The sequence below is a fragment of the Bacteroides reticulotermitis JCM 10512 genome, from assembly GCF_000517545.1.
Classification (GTDB): Bacteria; Bacteroidota; Bacteroidia; order Bacteroidales; family Bacteroidaceae; genus Bacteroides; species Bacteroides reticulotermitis.
Map to the genome: position 1 here is coordinate 18594 of NZ_BAIV01000007.1, position 18981 is coordinate 37574.

An 18981-nucleotide genomic window follows, 5' to 3' on the forward strand; every position below is an offset into this window, starting at 1 on the left:
ATCTAAATCAATCGGTATAAGCTCGGCTAGATAATAAGTCAGTTCTTGTTAGATGATTTTCCGGGTTCCAATTGTCTGAAAATAGGTTATTCAAACACGGGATCCGGGATGTTAATACCTGATGTGAGAGCTATTAATGGTTATGCTGCCAGGTATTGATACTTGAAATGACGGATGTTAATTCCTGAGAAGTGGGATTACTTCAGTATCCACTCCATCATATCTTTCAAGACTTCCGGACTGATTGTTTCCTCCAATTGGGCGTATTCTTCCAGCTTGCCTCTTTCGCAAGCTTGAAATAAGTGATTCAATTTCGGATAGGCCTTTATGGTTACATTCTTATTTCCGTTTTCACCGATTCTTTGTTGAATGGCTTTGAGGTTCATAGTAGCATCTACCTGAATGTCTTTTTCACCATTTAGTGCAAGAACGGGGCATTGGATCCGTTTCAGGTCTTGTGTCGGGTCATATCTCATAAAGTGGAGATACCACGGAGTAAGCATCGAATTGATTTGACTGAATAATTGCTGCACAGTATTCATGTCTTTTAGTTGTTCGGGCGGCATGTTTTTTGTAACATCGGCATACAGTTCTTTCTGCAACTCTTCGGTTGTTTTATCGGCCTGCTGCAATATAGCATATCGATTCTGAAGTATTGGTTTGGTGGTTTGCCAATTAGCATCCGGCATACCTTCAGACTTGAAGATTAGTTCTACTTGCTTTAGCATGAGACTGTCGCCTTGCACAGCGGCTCCTGCCAATGAGACGACAAATGCGACACGTTGATCTCTGGCTGCTACATGGAAAGCAATCGTTCCGCCGGAGCTGTGTCCGATGATACCTATCTTCTTCGTATCTATTTCTTTTCTACTGCGCAGGTAATTCAGGGCGGCTTCCGTATCTCTGGCAAAATCTTCGTTTGTAGCGTGGCATGATCGCCTTGTGAAGCGGCTGTTCCCCGGTCATCACAGCGTAGTACGGCAATGCCGTGGCGAGTCAGGTAGTCGGCAATGACCAGAAAAGGTTTGTGCCCCATTAATTCTTCATCCCGGTTTTGTGCACCGCTACCTGTTACCAACACCACAGCTGGAAACTGAGTCCCTTTTTCGGGAAGAGTCAGTGTGCCGGCAAGATTAATACCATCCGCTTCGTTTCGCACGGTCACTTCTTCACTCTTATATGGGAAAGGAGCGACAGGCTCTTGCGGACGTTTTCTTTTCTTTAGATCCAATACGATTGGCCTGCCCTGCACAAACGTACCGGTAATTGTTTGGTCGGCATTCAACTTGCTTGATAAAGGGCTTGAATGAGGGGAATCTTAATGTTCAATATAGAATCCTGAAGAGTGGTAGATTCCGTTTCTATACCGTTAGCTCCTTGATTCGGACTATCGACTGTAGTGGTGTACCCTCCGGAAGGAGTGGAGGTTATATGAAATACAATGGGCAGGTTCCCGGTTGGGAGCACTATCTCTCCGCTCCATGTACCCGAAACATCTTGTGCGGAAAGAATAGAAGGATATATCCAAAGAGATAAGAATCCGATCAGCAGCATCTTGCTGAAACTAGTGTTACTAAATTTCATTAGAGTTTTTGATTACGTTTATACTCATGTGATTTTGTATCCTGAAAGGTTACGAATCAATTTATTCTACATTGATTATTTTTCTTTCATTACAAAGGTATCCTTTTTCTTTAAAATAAAAGAATCTGGATAAAAAAGATTTCACTTGATTAGGGTGATTTAGTTAGTTATCATTATTTTTGTAACGTGAGTAAAATGTACTCTATGTAGATTATATTGTTGATAAAATAGCTCCTATGAAGAAATACCTTTTCCTATCCTTCTTGCTGTGTGCTTATTTCGTTCAGGCACAAAATACGTATCGCACGGATAAAGACGTGCTCTACGTTTCAGCTTCTGAGACTGATGCTTATCGCAAAGAACGTTGTAAACTGGATGTCTATTATCCGGTGGATCAGAAAGACTTTTCAACTATCGTATGGTTCCATGGAGGCGGATTGGAAGGAGGAAATAAAGAAATCCCTAAGGAGTTGACCCAACAAGGCTTTGCGGTAATAGCGGTAAATTACCGGTTAAGTCCCCGAGCAAAGAATCCGGCTTATATTGACGATGCTGCTGCGGCGGTAGCCTGGACTTTCAAGCATATTGAGAAGTATGGTGGTCGCACGGATCGCATTTTTGTTTCAGGACATTCGGCGGGAGGATATCTTGCCTTGATGTTGGCTATGGATAAACAATACATGGCGGCGTATGGTGCCGATGCGGACAAGGTAGCTGCTTACTTACCTGTCAGCGGACAAACATTTACCCATTATACCATCCGCAAAGAGCGTGGCTTGCCTGATGGGATTCCTATAATTGATGAATACGCCCCAGCCAATAAAGCTCGCAAGGATACACCGCCTATTGTTTTGATAACCGGAGATCGGAAACTGGAAATGGCTGCCCGGTATGAGGAGAATGCTTTGCTGGAAGCTGTCTTAAAAAGCATTGGCAACAAACAAGTCTCTTTGTATGAACTGAAAGGGTTCGATCATGGGCAGGTGTTGGGGCCTGCCTGTTATCTCATCGTCGATTACCTGAAAAGAAACACCCGTTAGCTATCTGTGATTGCCAGCGGGTGCGGGATTATTCATTCGTAAATCGCATGAGTCGGACAATGTGCAACGCATTTTCTACATTGAAAACAGTACTCGGTATGCAAGGCTACAACTTGCTTCTCTTGTCTTTCAAAGACTTGTGCCGGGCAACGCTTCACACAAAGGTTGCAACGCTTGCATTTGTCCGCATCGACTTTTAGCCTGAGTGGTGCAGCGGATTGGCTTGTCCGGTTCTTGAACCACTTTAGCCTTTTCCATATATGAAGGAACATGAATATAGCCGCCACTATCCCGAACTTTCCGTGAATACCGCCCAGATGGGTATGCCCGTGTCCCGCAATGATATAAATGGTAGCCGGTATACCCGTTGCCAGAGTCAATAGATAGAGGTACGTCATGAATTTAGTACTTTTAGTTCGTAACTGAGCAAGGCCTTTTCTCCACATTTTTAGGGTTCCCCAATGTAGCTGCACATGTATGCAGGTGAGAAGCAATGCTCCGAGTGAGGTTGCGATATGTATCCAAGTCCAATTAATCCCTGTGGTGTCCCCTTGTTTAAATTCTAATATGAATCCGCTTATAATTGCCGGGAGTGCGCATAGAAGCAATAGTATATTGCAATAAAGCATTTTCTTTTCCTTAGGTGTGGTCATTTTCTTTTGAGTATGGTTTTACGGTGCAAAAGTAGCTTGTTGCCAGAAGTGGAAAGTTCGCTATATTTGCTACTATATTCACTATATTTGCATCATGGGAAATAAAGCGATCCGAAAGCAAGAGTCTTATCTTTATTCAACTGCCGTAGATATTGTTTCTTTGGCTTTGGGTAAGAGGGAACCTACGCCGACTTATCATTATCATGATTGTTATCAGTTGTGTCTGGTGAAAAAGGGTTCAGCGGATATTATGATCAACGATATGCTGATAACTGTATCGGAAAATAGCGCTTTGTTCTTCGGAAGCAACCTGGCACATGGAGTCGTACGTTGTTCGGAAGATACGGCGGGAAGCTTTATACATATCTCACATGACCTGTTTCCGTGGAAAATGCAAGATGTCCCCGACTTTCATAAACTGTTTTGTTTTCTGAAAGGTAGTCAATCGGGGTATGTGTTTACTTCTACGCATCTGATTGCGGATTTGCAGCCGCTTGTAGAGAAGCTGGAGAAATCGGAACATCTTTTGCGAATAAGCTTCTTGCTTCAAATCCTTCATCGGTTGTGCGAAGAAGATAAAAAAGAACTCCTTATTAATAAGGATACAATTAATTCTCCGATACTTCCTTATGCCGGCAATACTGCGTTGGAGCGTACACAAATATATATAGGTCAGCATTATCATGAGAAAATCGCGCTGGAAGAAATAGCTGCGCATGCCAATCTGAATGCCTCGGCTTTATGCCGGTCTTTTAAAAAGAAGTATGGCTATACTATTTTTCAATATATGAATCGCTTGCGGATCGAGCAGGCATGTCGGTTGCTCCGATATTCGGATTTAAGTATAACTCAAATAGCCTATCAGGTAGGGTATAATAGTTTCTCGCATTTCAGCCATCAGTTTAAGTTGCATTTAAAAATCCCGGCCCTCGCATATCGGAATCAGACGATATAAACAATTCGGATAATTACTTTTAAAGAAACAAAAAGTTATCTTTGCCTACTTATTAAATATACGATATACATATGAAAGCTAGAAGTGAAAGTTTCCAGTTCGATAAAGAGTTGAAATGGGAAAAGCCTGCTCCGGGAATCCGCAGACAGGTTATGGGATATGACGCGCAGTTGATGGTCGTTAAAGTTGAGTTTGAAAAAGGCGCCGTGGGGACTATGCATGAGCATCCTCATAGCCAGGCAACGTATGTGGCTAGCGGCAAATTTGAGTTGACAATTGGCGAGAAGAAAGAAATACTGTCAGTGGGCGATGGTTATTATGTCGCACCGAATGAGTTGCACGGTTGCCTTTGCTTGGAGGCGGGCGTGCTTATCGACACATTTAGTCCGGTTCGGGAAGATTTCTTAGCTATTTAAGACTATCTTTGGCAGATAATCATTCAATCTAGTGCTATGAAACACAAACTACTACTGGCTCTGGGAGCCATTTTGGTACTATTATCTGCCTGCGAAAAGGACGATTCTCTTTCCTCTACCAAGCAACTGCTGCAATTTTCGATTCGTGCGGATCTTAATCCCGGTGCGATTAGCGAGACTGTCGAAGGGGTGATTCAGGAGCATGTGATTTCATTGCCGTTGGATAAATATGATAACCTGAATGCGTTGGTTGCCACCTTTCAGTTTAACGGTAAGCGGGTGACTATGGGTGGGAAAGAACAAGTATCGGGCGTGACGTCCAACAATTATTCACAATCGCTTAGTCTGGTTGTTGAAGCCGAAGACGGGAGCGAAATACCCTACACAATCAAAATGGTACTCAAAGATACGGACGTATTTTCCGGTTTCCGCTTTTCAAAGAACCGCAATCCGGCATTATCTACTGATGCCGCCTGTGTGATCAGTGCGAACAAAGTATTATCTGCTGCCACATTTCCGGTCACCAAGCTGATACCGGAGTTTACAACGCATGCGGTTGAGGTTACCGTAGATGGCGTGAAGCAGACAAGTGGGGTAACGGAGAATGATTTTCGTACTCCGCAGACCTATCGGTTTACCATGCGCAACGGAGAATCCTACGAATATATAGTCGCGCTGGACTTTCTGTACAACGCTGTTCCTCAATTTGCGATAACGCTCGAAGACCCTTCAATCACTGAGATCCCTGACAAGGAGAATTATCTTACGGCTACTTTGACTGTCGACGGAAAAGGAGTGTATGCCGACTACACTGGTAAAACTGAAATCCGCGGACGGGGTAACTCTACCTGGGGATATCCTAAGAAACCTTATCGACTGAAGCTTGATAAGAAATCGGAGATCTGTGGACTGGGGAAGGCGAAGAACTTCGTATTGTTAGCCAATCATATCGATCCGACATTGATGCTCAATTCCGTAGCGTTTAAAATCGGACGGCTTTTAGATCTTCCTTTTACGAATCATGCCATACCTGTTGATGTCGTTCTGAATGGGAAGTATAAGGGATCTTATTTGTTGACCGAACAGGTGGAGGTCAAAGAGAACCGTGTGGATCTTGATGAAGCGAATAGTATCATGTGGGAACTGGACTCTTATTTTGATGAAGACTGGCAGTTCAAGTCGACCGCTTTTAATTTGCCGGTCATGGTGAAAGATCCGGATATGAAGAGTCAGACACAGTTTGATGACTGGAAGAACGACTTTAATGAATTTGCTACGCAGTTTGCCAAAGAACCTTTGGAGGGTAATTCCTATGTGGATAAGATTGATATTGAATCGGTCGTGAAGTACCTGATCGTTTTTAATCTGACTCACAATATGGAGATTAATCATCCGAAAAGCATTTTTATGCATAAAGAAGGTCAGGGGAAATATGTGATGGGGCCTATCTGGGACTTTGACTGGGCGTACGATTATGAAAAGACATACAAACACTTTGGGAATTATAACCGATCGCTTTTCTCTAATGCGATGAATGGAACCGGAACCGCATTCTTCCAACGATTCCTGCGAGATAGCCGGGTGAAAGCTCTTTATAAACAACACTGGCAGTCTTTTAAAGCCAATCAATTGGAAGCACTCCTGCATTATGTCGACAGTTATGCCACTGTTCTGAAACCATCGGTAACTAAAAATAGTGAGTTGTGGGAGAACACGCGCTCCTTTGAAACGAAAGTGGCAGAGCTTAAAAAATGGCTTAAAAATAGAGCCAATTACATCGATCAAGAGGTCAATCAGCTATAATCGATCGTTTTTTCAGATATCTGTGGTATGAATTTACCATAGATGTGGTATTTCCGGAGGGTGAAATCCCCCTATCTTTGTAACATCTTAAAGTCAAGGAATTTAAAAACAAAGATATATGGAAAAGATTGCGAAAAAACTGACTGATTTGGTAGGAAATACTCCTTTATTAGAAATCAGTAACTATAATAAGAGCAAAGGGCTGAAGGCTAGATTGGTTGTGAAGTTAGAATACTTTAATCCTGCCGGAAGCGTGAAAGATCGCATCGCATTGGCTATGATTGAAGATGCTGAGGCAAAGGGCCTCCTTCACTCAGGGGCGACCATTATCGAACCCACAAGTGGAAATACCGGAGTCGGATTGGCTTTTGTAGCTGCCGCCAAGGGATATAAACTTGTACTAACAATGCCCGATACAATGAGTGTTGAACGCAGAAATCTGCTGAAAGCCTTAGGAGCCGAGCTCGTATTGACTCCCGGTTCGGAAGGAATGAAGGGGGCGATCGCTAAAGCCGTAGAGCTAAAGGCTGCTACAGCAGATGCCATTATTCTGCAACAGTTTGAAAATCCGGCCAATCCTTCCGTGCATTTGCGCACTACCGGTTTGGAGATATGGAGAGATACAGAAGGCAAAGTAGATATTTTTGTTGCCGGAGTAGGTACCGGTGGTACAGTGAGCGGAGTAGGTGAGGCGCTGAAGATGCGTGATCCCAGTATCAAGATCGTAGCTGTTGAACCGGCAGACTCTCCCGTGCTTTCCGGTGGTAAGCCGGGTCCGCATAAGATTCAGGGAATCGGTGCCGGATTTGTTCCTAAAACCTATAATCCTTCTATTGTGGATGAAATTCTTCAGGTGCAAAATGATGAAGCTATCCGGACCAGCCGTGAGCTGGCGAAGCAAGAAGGATTATTGGTGGGCATCTCTTCGGGGGCTGCTGTATATGCGGCTACTGAATTAGCTAAACGTCCTGAGAATGAGGGGAAAACAATCGTGGCTTTATTGCCCGATACAGGTGAGCGTTACTTGTCTACTATCTTATATGCTTTTGAGGAATATCCTCTATGAAAAAAACGAATAAAGAGTGAGAGGGTGAATGGGGAGCAGCTGTAGAATACGGTTGCTCCCTATCGTTTTTAGTTGCATCCCGGTTCATTGTTTTCTGAAGAAACTTTGGCTATTTAACATCAGTACTTTCAGCATGCACACTTTTAAGGGGTAGCTCCTTTTGCAAAGATAGGCCGACTTTCAATCAAGTCTGAATTTAAAAATGTATTTTTGCCGATATCTTAAAAGAGGATGCTATACAGAGAATTTCAACCGGATATCTTGCTTGCTCCGTATATAGAGACCTATTGGACTGCAAGTGGTTACAATCAGGAGGCAGAACTTCATCGGGTTCTTCCGGATGGCTGTGTAGACATTATCTTTTCTTTTGAAGAAGATGCCCTGCTGGGGATGCAACCCACTTCTCCCAATATAATAGGTACAATGACTACCTACCTGGAAAGTGCGTATGTAAATAAAGTAGATATGCTCGGCATGCGCTTCAAGCCTGCGGGATTTACGGCTTTCACACGAACACCAATTTCTGAATTTACCGATCTGCGTGTAAGCTTAGTCTTGGTAGAAACACTGTTTGATGAGCGTTTCTATGTTGAATTACCGCAGAAACCGACTACCCGAGAGCGGATACAGCATCTTGATGCGTACTTTCTCGAAAAACTAAAACGTGACTTTCAGCCTGAACCACAAATTGTTTACGCGGTGGATTTAATTCGGCAGACAAAAGGGTTGCTTCCTTTAACTGAAGTAGCCTATAAGAGTTGCCTGTCTCTCCGGCATCTGGAACGTAAGTTTAAAGTGGCGGTTGGCACCTCGCCCAAAGCGTTTAGCAAGATTGTTAAGTTTCAACATACGGTTTCCTATCTGGAGCGAAACAAGGATACTAGTCTGTTTCATACCGCTATCGATTGTGGTTACTATGACCAGGCTCATCTAATCAAAGAGTTTAAAACTCTATCGGGTGATTCTCCTTCCTACTTTAAACTATAAAGTCGTTTTTTTACACCGCTTCTTCTAATTACTCTCCTTATTTTTGTATTCCGAAGAGATCGGATCAAAGAAGTGTATTAATCAATGCGCCTTTCTGGGAGATTCTTCTCCCATGGAAGACTCTACAAAACAAAGAATAAAATGAAGTATCAATCGTTAGTGCCCAATTTGGGTGTGAAGAGTGTAAATGAAACAGTGAAGTTTTACACGGAAGTATTGGGCTTTCAGCAAATAGCCTGTGTACCGGAGCATGGAGAACTTGTCTTTGCCATTATTCGTGCGGGAGATGTTAACCTGATGTTTCAACAACTCGATAGCCTACAGGAAGAATACCCTGATTTGAAGAATAAGAATGGGCAGGCCGGTTTGACCTTCTACATTAAGATGCAGGATAAAAAGGCTTTGTACGAGCGGGTTAAAGACGCGCCCTTTTTAGTGAAAGCCATGCATACGACTCCGTACGGGGCAGAAGAGTTTGCAATCTGTGATAACAACGGTTTTATTCTCACAATAACGGAAGACGAGGATCGTAATGAACAGATACGGAATTATGATAACTTCTTCCTGCCGGTAGATGATTATGAGGGGAGTAAACGCTTTTATTCGGACGTGCTCGGTTTGACTCTGAAATTTGAATTTGAGGCTCAGGGAATGGTGGCTTTTAGTGTGGGCGATGAGGAACCAGCCATTATTTTGAAAGATAAGAATAAATTTCCGACAGCTCAACCTACCCTGTGGCTGGAGGTTGCTGATGTTAGAATGCTATACAGCGAGATGAAAAATAAAGGGGTGGAGTTTCTGAGTGAACCGTTCAAGATACGTACGGGGTGGGCAGTCGAATTCTCCGATCCTTCGGGAAATACGTTGGGCTTTACCGATTATATACAATAAAATAGTTCCGCCTGATACAATAGGGTTTTATTGTATCAGGCGGAAATGGTTTATCTCGAATGGAGGATGACAAGTTGCCCCTTTGGGGGTGACGGGGCGCTGAATGGATTCCGGCTCTTGGTCCTATGGGTTTTCATGAGCCCGTAGTCCGAATACTTTGCCGGTCATTTGCTCAACCTTAACCTGCCAGACTTTGACATTTCGCAAGGCGGGTTCGGAATAACCGAACTCATTGTTCGTATAATGGCGCATCGTGATGTCCAATGCCTTTCGTTTGTCTTCTATTTCTTCAATGAATTCCACCTGCCCCCGACACATGACACTTTCAGAGCGCATGCTGTAGCTGCACGCTACCTTCGCATGCTGGTAAACCAGTTCTTGTCCGGCACTGAACGTGATGCATACATTGGGATTTCGCTCTAGCATCTCCAGCTTACTGCCTTCAGGTCCGGAGTGAAGATAGAGCACTCCATCGGCATAACCGAAACTCATCGGAATGACATAAGGATTTCCCTTTAAATCTGTGATACCTACAAAGCAGGTATCACAGCGAAGAATGATTGATTCGAGACGTTGTTTATCTTCAATAATATAAGTTTTCATTTCTATTTCTCAATAAGTGCGAAATCCAGTTGTTTCTTTTCCAGATTAGCACGTGCCACACGGATGGTGATCGCATCGCCCAGGCTGTACACCCGGTTCTTGCGTCGGCCACGTAAACAGTAGTTCTTCTCGTCAAATTCGTAGTAATCATCGTCCAGATCGCGGATGGGGACCATTCCTTCGCATTTGTTCTCATTTAGTTCAACGTATAAACCCCATTCTGTGACACCGGAAATCACTCCGTCGTACACTTGTCCGAGGCGTTCGCTCATATATTCCACCTGTTTGTACTTGATGGAAGCCCGTTCTGCATTGGCGGCAATTTGCTCCATATTCGAACTGTGATCACAAAGTGCTTCGTACTTCGTTTCGGAAACACTGCGGCCTCCGTCCAGATACTTCGTTGTTAAGCGGTGAACCATCATATCAGGGAAGCGGCGGATAGGCGAGGTGAAGTGTGTATAATACTCAAAGGCCAATCCGTAATGCCCGATGTTGTGTGTGGAATAGCGTGCTTTTTGCATGGCGCGGATGGAAACCGTTTCGATCAGATTTTCTTCTTTTTTCCCCTGAATGTCGTCCAACAGGTGTTGATAGACTTTGATATATCTGTCTTGGTTCCGCTGGTCCGCACTTTGTAGCCGAAGCGTGCGATAAATTGTGCCAGGTTGTCCAACTTCTCCGGATCAGGAAGATCGTGGATACGGTACGGTAATACTTTGGCCTTTTGGCTTTTGGGTACTTTACCGATCTTTTCAGCTACCGTCCGGTTGGCGAGAAGCATGAACTCCTCAACCAATTTATTGGCATCTTTAGATTCTTTGAAATAAACGCTGATAGGTTTACCTTTCTCATCAATTTCGAACTTCACTTCGTAGCGATCGAAGTTGATAGCTCCTGCAGTAAAGCGTTTCTCACGGAGTGCTTTGGCAATGGTGTCGAGTGTGAGCACTTCCTCTTTGAAGTCCCCTTCCTTGGTCTCGATGATTTGTTGTGCCTCTTCGTAGGTGAAACGGCGATCGGAATTAATCACGGTATGAACAACGCGTGAGTTTCTTACTTCTCCCTTTTCGGTGATGTCGAAGATGACAGAATAGGCCAGCTTCTCTTCATGGGGACGTAAGGAGCAGATGAAGTTACACAACCGTTCGGGAAGCATCGGGATTGTACGGTCTACCAGATAAACTGATGTTGCCCGCTTCTCGGCTTCTTTGTCGATGATGCTACCTTCTTTTACATAGTGAGTCACATCGGCAATGTGTACCCCTACCTCCCACAACCCATCTTTAAGCGGGCGAATGGAGAGTGCATCGTCGAAGTCTTTGGCATCCTTCGGGTCGATGGTAAATGTAGTTACTTGTCGGAAATCTTCACGGAGAGCTATCTCTTCTGCACTGATTTCGGCCGGGATTTTATCCGCCGCCTTTTCTACAGCCTGCGGATATACGTACGGTAGTCCGAACTCAGCCAGGATGGCATGCATCTCTGTGGTGTTGTCACCGGCTTTACCTAATATATCGATAACTTGTCCGATGGGATTTTTTGCTTTATCCGGCCATTCGGTTACTTTCACAATGGCTTTATCACCGGTCTTTCCGCCTTTCAGCTTATCTCTTGGGATAAAGATGTCATTGGCAAGGGTGCGGTTCTCGGTAACCAGAAATGCGTATGACTTGGCTACTTCCAGTGTACCTACAAAAGTATCGTTGGCACGTTCCAATATCTCGATCACCTCTCCTTCAGCTTCTCGGTTCTTGCGTTTGGCATAGAACATGATTTTCACCTTATCACGGTTCATAGCATGCGCGGAGTTGCGTTCGGCTATAAAAATAGGATCGCCTCCCTCTTCGGGAACGAACGAGTTCTTACCATTGCTTTTGCGTTGGAAAGTTCCTACCAGCTCGGTTCCGTACATATTGACACGGAATTTACCTTTCTCAATCTCGCTGATATAATCATCATCCAACATTTCATGAAGAATATCGACGCATAGCATCTTTTGCGGGTGCGTATTAAGGCGCAGTTCCGAAAAGATATATTTCATACTAAGCGTTTCCTTGGGTTTGGCATGGAAAAAGTCGATCAATAATGCGGCCAACTGTTTTTTACTCATTCTCTTGCCGGCTTTTTTTTCTTTTTTTTTCTTTCTTTTTCGCCATAATTGAATTAGTCTTAATTTGCTATTATTACTACAAAGTAAACGATTAAATATCAATATTTCAAGATTTTCGTGTACATTTGCCTCACTCTTAACAATAATATAGTAAAGAGTAAAAGGGGGAACCCCTTCATAAGGAAACAGATTTAAGAAGAAATGGTTGCTTGTAGCCTAGCTGTTTTTGGGTAAGTTGTGAGAAATTGCAGGCATTGCGTGTTTTTTGAAACATGTGTTTTGAGAATTATTTATGTAGAAGTTATCACATGATGGGAAATATACTGGTCACCGGAGCGAGTGGCTTTATCGGAAGTTTCATTGTAGAGGAAGCGTTGAGGCGGAAATACGCGGTATGGGCGGGCGTTCGCTCAACCAGCAGCCGGAGATACCTGAAAGAAGAAGGTATTCAATTTATGGAATTGGATTTTGCGCATCCGGAGGTATTGCACGCCCAGCTTTCCGAGTATAAAAAAGTATATCATAAGTTTGATTATATTGTTCATTGTGCAGGTGTGACCAAGTGTATCGATAAGAGGGAGTTTGAAGAGGTAAACTATCTTCAGACCAAAACGTTTGTTGATACCCTGATTTCCCTTGAGATGGTTCCCAAGCAATTTATCTTTGTCAGCACATTGAGCGTATTCGGGCCTGTGCGCGAAAAGTTTTATACACCCATCTGCGATGCAGACGCACCGTTACCCAACACTGCCTACGGATTGAGTAAACTCAAGGCAGAGCGTTATGTGCAGGATATGCCCGATTTTCCCTATGTCATTTATCGTCCTACGGGAGTCTACGGGCCTCGTGAATCCGATTATTATCTGATGGCGAAGTCTATCCGGCAACATATGGATTTTTCTGTCGGTTACCGCCGGCAAGACCTAACCTTTGTTTATGTGAAGGACATTGTGCAGGCGATTTTTCTGGGTATCGAAAAGAATGTGCGTAGAAAATCTTACTTCCTTACAGACGGCCAGGTGTATCAGAGCCGCGCTTTTTCGGACTTGATACAAAAAGAACTGGGTAATCCGTTTGTTATTCATCTGAAATGTCCGTTAATTGTGCTAAAAGTTATATCTTTGCTCGCTGAATTTGTAGCAACGCGCTTGGGTAGAAGCAGTACGCTGAATTCTGATAAGTATAAGATAATGAAACAACGTAACTGGCAGTGTGATATCACCTCCACAGTCGAAGAGTTGGGGTATGTACCCCAATACGATTTAGAGAAGGGGGTCCGTGAAACCATTGCTTGGTATAAAGACGAAGGATGGCTTTAGACTTATTTAAACGTGTGGAAACCCGTAAAGGGTTGTTCGCAGTGGAGAAGGTCACACTGATTTACAATCTGTTGACTACGATTTTGATTCTATTTTTATTTCAACAGATGGATCATCCATGGCATATGCTTCTGGATCGGGCCATGATTGCTGCAATGACCTTTCTGCTGATGTATTTATATCGGCTGGCTCCTTGTAAGTTTTCGGCATTCGTGCGTATCGTTATCCAGATGAGTTTGCTCTCATACTGGTATCCGGATACCTTCGAGTTCAATCGTTTCTTTCCGAACCTCGACCATGTTTTTGCCACGGCTGAACAGTTCATATTCAACGGGCAACCCGCTATCTGGTTTTGTCATACCTTCCCGCATTTGATTGTGAGCGAAGCCTTTAATATGGGGTACTTCTTCTACTACCCGATGATGTTGATCGTAGCCTTATTCTACTTTATCTATCGGTTCGAATGGTTTGAGAAGATGTCTTTTGTGCTGGTGACTTCTTTCTTTATCTACTATCTTATTTATATCTTTGTTCCGGTGGCCGGTCCGCAGTTTTACTTTCCTGCCATTGGTTTTGATAATGTATCCAAGGGGATTTTCCCTGCTATCGGCGATTACTTCAATTATCATCAGGAACTTCTGCCGGGCCCGGGATATCAGCATGGCTTCTTCTATAACCTAGTAGAAGGTTCCCAACAGGTTGGCGAGCGTCCTACAGCGGCATTCCCTAGTTCTCACGTAGGCATATCTACCATTCTGATGATTATGGCTTGGCGGGGCAGTAAGAAATTGTTTGCTTGCCTAATTCCTTTCTATATGTTACTCTGCGGTGCTACCGTATACATTCAGGCGCATTATGTGATTGATGCCATTGTGGGATTCTTCTCTGCAATCGTACTGTATGTGGTGGTGACTTGGATGTTCAAGAAGTGGTTCGCGGAGCCAATGTTTAAATAGGCTCCGGATACATTTACTTCTGTCCCCGGTGTTAAACTCTGGGGGTAATTGTTTCGAATATTCGGAATAGCTCCTCTTGTGTTTCGGCCCGTAGCATGGCAATGCGTGTTTCTTTGAAGTTCGGAATGCCTTTAAATAACGGGCTGGCAGCCAGGTGACGGCGTACGTGCAAGATTCCCCGGCGTTCGTCGAGTAGGTTGACGCTGTCCACTACTTCCTGACGGAGTACATCCATACACCAGTCGAAACTGAGCGGAGGAAGTTCTTCTCCGGTTTCCAGAAAATGTTTGATCTCTTTAAAAATCCATGGACGTCCGAAGCTGGCGCGTCCGATCATAACAGCGTCTACACCGTAGCGATCGAAGCATTCTTTGCAACGTTGGGCGCTGGTGACATCTCCGTTGCCAATGATGGGAATGTGCATGCGCGGATTGTTTTTCACCTCTCCGATCAGTGTCCAATCGGCTTCTCCGGTGTACATTTGCGCACGGGTACGACCGTGAATGGTTAGCGCGGCAATGCCACAGTCCTGCAACTGTTCGGCCAGATCGACAATAATCTTATTATCGGCATCCCATCCCAGGCGAGTCTTCACCGTTACCGGTATCTTGACCGCATCGACAACCGCACGGGTTATTTCCAGCATCTTCGGGATATTTTGCAGCATACCTGCTCCTGCTCCCTTACCGGCAACCCTTTTCACCGGGCAGCCAAAGTTGATATCCAATATATCGGGCTGGGCTTGTTCCACGATTTTGGCGGCTTCCACCATAGTCTCGGTATCTTTTCCATAAATCTGAATGGCTACCGGACGTTCTTCATCGCTGATGCTTAGTTTCTGAGCTGTTTTGCTGACATAGCGTATCAGGCATCACTCGACACGAATTCGGTGTATACCATATTGGCTCCGAACTTTTTGCACATCAAGCGAAAAGCGGGATCGGTTACATCCTCCATGGGAGCGAGTAAAATGGGATTTTGGCCCAAATCTATATGATTAATCTTCATAGACGGTTTGTTATTTACTGTTTACTTACTGAAGTAACTTCTGAATTTCGCTGCAAAAATACGGAAAAAAGCCTACCTTTGTACGCATTCATTTACTTAACTAATAAGATTATATGAGAAAGAGTTGGATTTTATCGGCTTTGTGTATGATTCTATTGTTTGCTTCTACGACTACAATCACTGCGCAGGAGCCGGATAAAGCGTATAGAGAATCATTGAAAAAGATGATGGTCTTGTCGGGTGCTTTAGCTACGGTTGAGGACATGGTACCCCGAATCATGAATATGCTTAAGCAACAATATCCAGCTGTGTCGGAAGAATTCTGGACCGCCCAGTCTGCCAAGTGGAGTACATTATATGGCGAAAAGTTAGTCGATATATATGCTCCTATTTATAAGAAATACCTTACTTTGGATGAACTAAAACAGATTGTCTTGTTTTATGAATCACCGGTCGGCAAGAAACTGGGCGAAGTAACTCCAACGATGGCAGCGGAAGGTATGCAGGTGGGACAACAGTTGAGTGTGGAGATGATGACGACACTTCAGGAAGAAATTGCCGCCCAGAGTAAATAAGCTAATTTTGCAGATGTTTTTATACTAATTATATGAGTTCTACTATTAATGATTTTGAAATCATGGCTCCTGTCGGCTCACGTGAGTCGCTCGCTGCGGCTATTCAGGCTGGGGCCGATTCCATTTACTTTGGAATCGAAAATTTAAATATGCGTGCTCGGTCGGCCAATACATTTACTGTTGACGACTTGCATGAAATTGCGCGTACTTGCGAAGAGCATGGTATGAAGAGCTACTTGACGGTGAATACCATCATTTATGATAACGATCTTCCGTTGATGTATACCATTGTAGATGCCGCTAAGGAAGCCGGCATTTCTGCTATTATTGCGGCCGATGTGGCGGTTATGAACTATGCCCGTCGAATCGGACAAGAGGTACACTTATCTACACAGCTCAATATCTCCAATGCGGAGGCGTTGAAGTTCTACGCTCAGTTTGCCGATGTGGTGGTGCTGGCTCGCGAACTCAACCTTGATCAGGTTGCCGAAATCTATCGCCAGATACGTGAAGAGCAGATCTGTGGTCCGAGCGGAGCGTTGATTCGCATCGAAATGTTCTGCCACGGAGCACTTTGCATGGCTGTGTCCGGTAAATGTTACCTTTCTCTGCATGAGATGAATCATTCGGCCAATCGGGGAGCTTGTATGCAAGTATGTCGCCGTTCCTATGCCGTTCGTGATAAAGAGACGAATGTGGAATTGGAGATCGACAACGAATACATTATGTCGCCTAAAGACCTGAAAACCATTCATTTTATGAATAAGATGATGGATGCAGGTGTACGTGTATTTAAGATTGAAGGGCGTGCCCGTGGTCCTGAGTATGTACGTACGGTCGTAGAATGCTATAAAGAAGCCATTCAGGCTAATTTAGACGATTCTTTTACCGATGAAAAGATTGCGGCTTGGGACGAACGTTTGCAAACGGTATTCAACCGGGGGTTCTGGAATGGTTATTACTTGGGGCAACGCTTGGGTGAGTGGACGCGGAATTACGGTTCGGCAGCTACGGAACGTAAGATCTATGTAGGTAAGGGAATCAAACATTACTCCAACATCGGAGTAGCCGAATTCTTGGTAGAAGCCGCTGAGTTGAATGTAGGTGATAAGCTTCTGATAACAGGCCCTACCACGGGAGCCATATTCGCTACGCTCGACGAAGCACGGGTTGAATTGAAGCCGGTGCAGACGGTAAAGAAAGGAGAGCATTTCTCGATGAAACTCGATAAGATACGCCCGAATGATAAACTGTATAAGCTCGTATCCACGCAAGAACTGAAGCGATTTAAAGGACTGGATATCGAACAAAAAAGAGGATAAACCCCATGGCTCAATATGTCTATGAATTAGAGATGAAAGTGCGCGATTATGAGTGCGACCTGCAAGGTATTGTGAACAATGCCAATTATCAGCATTACCTGGAGCATACAAGGCATGAGTTCCTGACAATGACAGGGCTGAGCTTTGCCGGTCTTCATGAACAAGGGGTGGATCCTGTAGTGGCGCGTATCAATATGGCTTTCAAAACTCCATTGAAAAGTGGAGATGAATTTGTGTCCAAACTCTATTTGAGAAAAGAAGGCATCAAGTATGTCTTCTATCAGGATATTTTCCGTAAGAGTGATGATAAAGTAGTCGTAAAAGCCACTGTAGAGACGGTATGTGTGGTAAACGGACGGTTGAGTAACAGCGAATTGTTTGACAACGTATTTGCTCCGTACCTCGAATGATTGCCGACGAAGAAGAACAACTCTATAGCATCGCCCTGACGATGATTCATGGCGTTGGGCATATTAGTGCCAAACGGTTGGTCGATGGTATGGGAAGTGCTGTTGACGTCTTTCGTCACCGGAAATCATTGCCTGACTCTTTGCCGGAAGTCAGTTCGCGAATCATAGAGGCGCTGGACGATCCGCAAGCCCTTACACGTGCCGAGCAAGAACTTCTTTTCATTCAGAAGAATCGCATCCGTTGCTTGACCCTGAATGATGCAGATTATCCCTTCCGTTTACGTGAGTGCGAGGATGCACCTATTGTTCTTTTCTTCAAAGGAAATACCGATTTAAACGCATTGCGTGTTATCAATCTGGTAGGTACCCGGCATATTACGGGGTATGGTGAACAGGCTTGTGCCTCCTTTCTGCGCGATTTGAAAGTACTTTGTCCCGATGTGCTTGTGGTCAGCGGTTTGGCGTATGGGGTCGATATCCATGCCCATCGCGGAGCATTGGCCAACGGATTGTCCACCGTTGCCGTACTGGCTCACGGTTTAGACCGGATATATCCGTCCGTACATCGGAAAACGGCTGTTGATATGTTAACGAATGGAGGTTTGCTTACCGAATTCCTGACCGGAACAGCCCCCGATCGTTATAACTTTGTCAGCCGTAATCGCATTGTTGCCGGCATGTGTGACGCCACCATCGTGGTTGAATCTGCTGCAAAAGGCGGTTCACTTATTACCGCCGAACTTACCGAAGGTTATCATCGCGATTGCTTTGCTTTTCCCGGGCGGATCAATGACGAGTACTCTGCGGGATGTAACCGATTGCTCCGCGATAATAAAGCTTCGCTTCTCCTTTCTGCGGAAGAATTTGTATCTGCCATGGGATGGAACAGCGTCCCTCCGTCGAAAGCTGCACATGTACAGCGCGGCTTTTTCCCCGATCTGTCCGAAGAAGAACAAAAGGTCGTTTCCATCTTGGAGAAGCAAGGCGACTTGCAAATCAATAGCCTGGTTGTAGAAGCCGATATCTCGGTGCAACGCATGAGTGGCATTCTTTTTGAATTGGAGATGAAAGGAATTATCCGTGTATTGGTAGGTGGGGTATATCAGCTGTTGCCCTAACCAAATCTCACCTCTTTTCAGGCATTCCCAATAGCTCATTTAAACTCGGTGGGAAGCCGATTGTGTGCCTTCTCTTTTTCCTGAAAAGAGGAGAAGCGATGTTGTAGGCTAGCGAAAAATTACTAAGAAAGCTTAGGAAAAAATAAATAAAGTCTGTTTCTT

15 protein-coding genes and 3 pseudogenes are annotated in these 18981 nt (G+C 44.4%); 13 read left to right on the forward strand and 5 right to left on the reverse strand.

Going from position 1 to position 18981, the window contains the following annotated elements; genetic code table 11:
* Nucleotides 1-197 precede the first annotated feature (197 nt).
* Nucleotides 198-1554, reverse strand: a pseudogene (locus tag JCM10512_RS05585) (alpha/beta hydrolase family protein).
* 266 nt (nt 1555-1820) lie between these two features.
* Between JCM10512_RS05585 and JCM10512_RS05590 the strand changes: the two are divergent.
* Nucleotides 1821-2624, forward strand: coding sequence for an alpha/beta hydrolase (locus JCM10512_RS05590; RefSeq protein ID WP_044161279.1), 804 nt, complete (start codon nt 1821-1823; stop codon nt 2622-2624).
* Nucleotides 2625-2656: 32 nt separating this feature from the next.
* Here JCM10512_RS05590 and JCM10512_RS05595 read toward each other — a convergent pair whose 3' ends face one another.
* Entirely contained in the window at nt 2657-3277 is a 621-nt protein-coding gene (locus tag JCM10512_RS05595) for a 4Fe-4S binding protein (RefSeq protein WP_044161280.1), read from the reverse strand.
* Nucleotides 3278-3371: 94 nt separating this feature from the next.
* Between JCM10512_RS05595 and JCM10512_RS05600 the strand changes: the two genes are divergently transcribed.
* From JCM10512_RS05600 to JCM10512_RS23430, 6 genes are all read left to right on the forward strand, one after another.
* Entirely contained in the window at nt 3372-4232 is an 861-nt protein-coding gene (locus tag JCM10512_RS05600; RefSeq protein WP_044161282.1) for an AraC family transcriptional regulator, read from the forward strand.
* A 71-nt stretch (nt 4233-4303) separates the two neighbouring features.
* The gene (locus JCM10512_RS05605; protein WP_044161285.1) at nt 4304-4648 is read left to right on the forward strand and encodes a cupin domain-containing protein; all 345 of its coding nucleotides are present in this window, start codon (nt 4304-4306) and stop codon (nt 4646-4648) included.
* A gap of 36 nt (nt 4649-4684) precedes the next feature.
* Complete coding sequence (locus JCM10512_RS05610; protein ID WP_044161287.1) at nt 4685-6451, forward strand: CotH kinase family protein; 1767 nt, start codon at nt 4685-4687, stop codon at nt 6449-6451.
* A gap of 118 nt (nt 6452-6569) precedes the next feature.
* A complete protein-coding gene (gene cysK / locus JCM10512_RS05615; protein ID WP_044161289.1) occupies nt 6570-7517 on the forward strand; it encodes a cysteine synthase A in 948 nt (315 codons plus the stop codon).
* Nucleotides 7518-7748: 231 nt separating this feature from the next.
* Nucleotides 7749-8504: a DUF6597 domain-containing transcriptional factor gene (locus JCM10512_RS05620; protein WP_044161291.1), complete on the forward strand. Its 756-nt coding sequence runs from the start codon at nt 7749-7751 to the stop codon at nt 8502-8504.
* Nucleotides 8505-8645: 141 nt separating this feature from the next.
* Nucleotides 8646-9395, forward strand: coding sequence for a VOC family protein (locus JCM10512_RS23430; RefSeq protein WP_244436935.1), 750 nt, complete (start codon nt 8646-8648; stop codon nt 9393-9395).
* Nucleotides 9396-9518: 123 nt separating this feature from the next.
* Here JCM10512_RS23430 and JCM10512_RS05630 read toward each other — a convergent pair whose 3' ends face one another.
* Both JCM10512_RS05630 and rnr read right to left on the reverse strand, forming a co-directional pair.
* On the reverse strand, nt 9519-9998 hold the full coding sequence (locus tag JCM10512_RS05630; protein ID WP_044161293.1) for a pyridoxamine 5'-phosphate oxidase family protein: 480 nt from the start codon (nt 9996-9998) through the stop codon (nt 9519-9521).
* Nucleotides 9999-10000: 2 nt separating this feature from the next.
* A pseudogene (rnr, locus tag JCM10512_RS24540) lies at nt 10001-12111 on the reverse strand (ribonuclease R).
* 311 nt (nt 12112-12422) lie between these two features.
* Between rnr and JCM10512_RS05640 the strand changes: the two are divergent.
* Both JCM10512_RS05640 and JCM10512_RS05645 read left to right on the forward strand, forming a co-directional pair.
* A complete protein-coding gene (locus JCM10512_RS05640; protein WP_044161296.1) occupies nt 12423-13430 on the forward strand; it encodes an NAD-dependent epimerase/dehydratase family protein in 1008 nt (335 codons plus the stop codon).
* A complete protein-coding gene (locus JCM10512_RS05645) occupies nt 13421-14386 on the forward strand; it encodes a phosphatase PAP2 family protein (protein ID WP_044161298.1) in 966 nt (321 codons plus the stop codon). The genes JCM10512_RS05640 and JCM10512_RS05645 overlap by 10 nt, the downstream gene beginning before the upstream one ends.
* Nucleotides 14387-14417: 31 nt before the next feature.
* Here JCM10512_RS05645 and dusB read toward each other — a convergent pair.
* A pseudogene (gene dusB / locus JCM10512_RS05650) lies at nt 14418-15394 on the reverse strand (tRNA dihydrouridine synthase DusB).
* A gap of 113 nt (nt 15395-15507) precedes the next feature.
* On the opposite strand from dusB, the gene JCM10512_RS05655 reads away from it, so the two are divergent.
* The 4 genes from JCM10512_RS05655 to dprA are packed head-to-tail and all read left to right on the forward strand — an operon-like array spanning nt 15508 to nt 18819.
* Nucleotides 15508-15969 (forward strand): DUF2059 domain-containing protein, encoded by a 462-nt coding sequence (locus JCM10512_RS05655; RefSeq protein WP_044161301.1) that lies wholly within the window; start codon nt 15508-15510, stop codon nt 15967-15969.
* A 32-nt stretch (nt 15970-16001) separates the two neighbouring features.
* Nucleotides 16002-17291: a peptidase U32 family protein gene (locus JCM10512_RS05660; protein ID WP_044161303.1), complete on the forward strand. Its 1290-nt coding sequence runs from the start codon at nt 16002-16004 to the stop codon at nt 17289-17291.
* Between the two features lie 5 nt (nt 17292-17296).
* Nucleotides 17297-17701 carry an acyl-CoA thioesterase gene (locus tag JCM10512_RS05665; RefSeq protein ID WP_044161305.1) on the forward strand — a complete coding sequence of 135 codons (405 nt, stop codon included), beginning with the start codon at nt 17297-17299 and terminating at the stop codon, nt 17699-17701.
* A complete protein-coding gene (dprA, locus tag JCM10512_RS05670) occupies nt 17698-18819 on the forward strand; it encodes a DNA-processing protein DprA (RefSeq protein ID WP_081741230.1) in 1122 nt (373 codons plus the stop codon). Before JCM10512_RS05665 ends, dprA begins: the two co-directional genes overlap by 4 nt.
* The last annotated feature ends 162 nt before the right edge of the window (nt 18820-18981 follow it).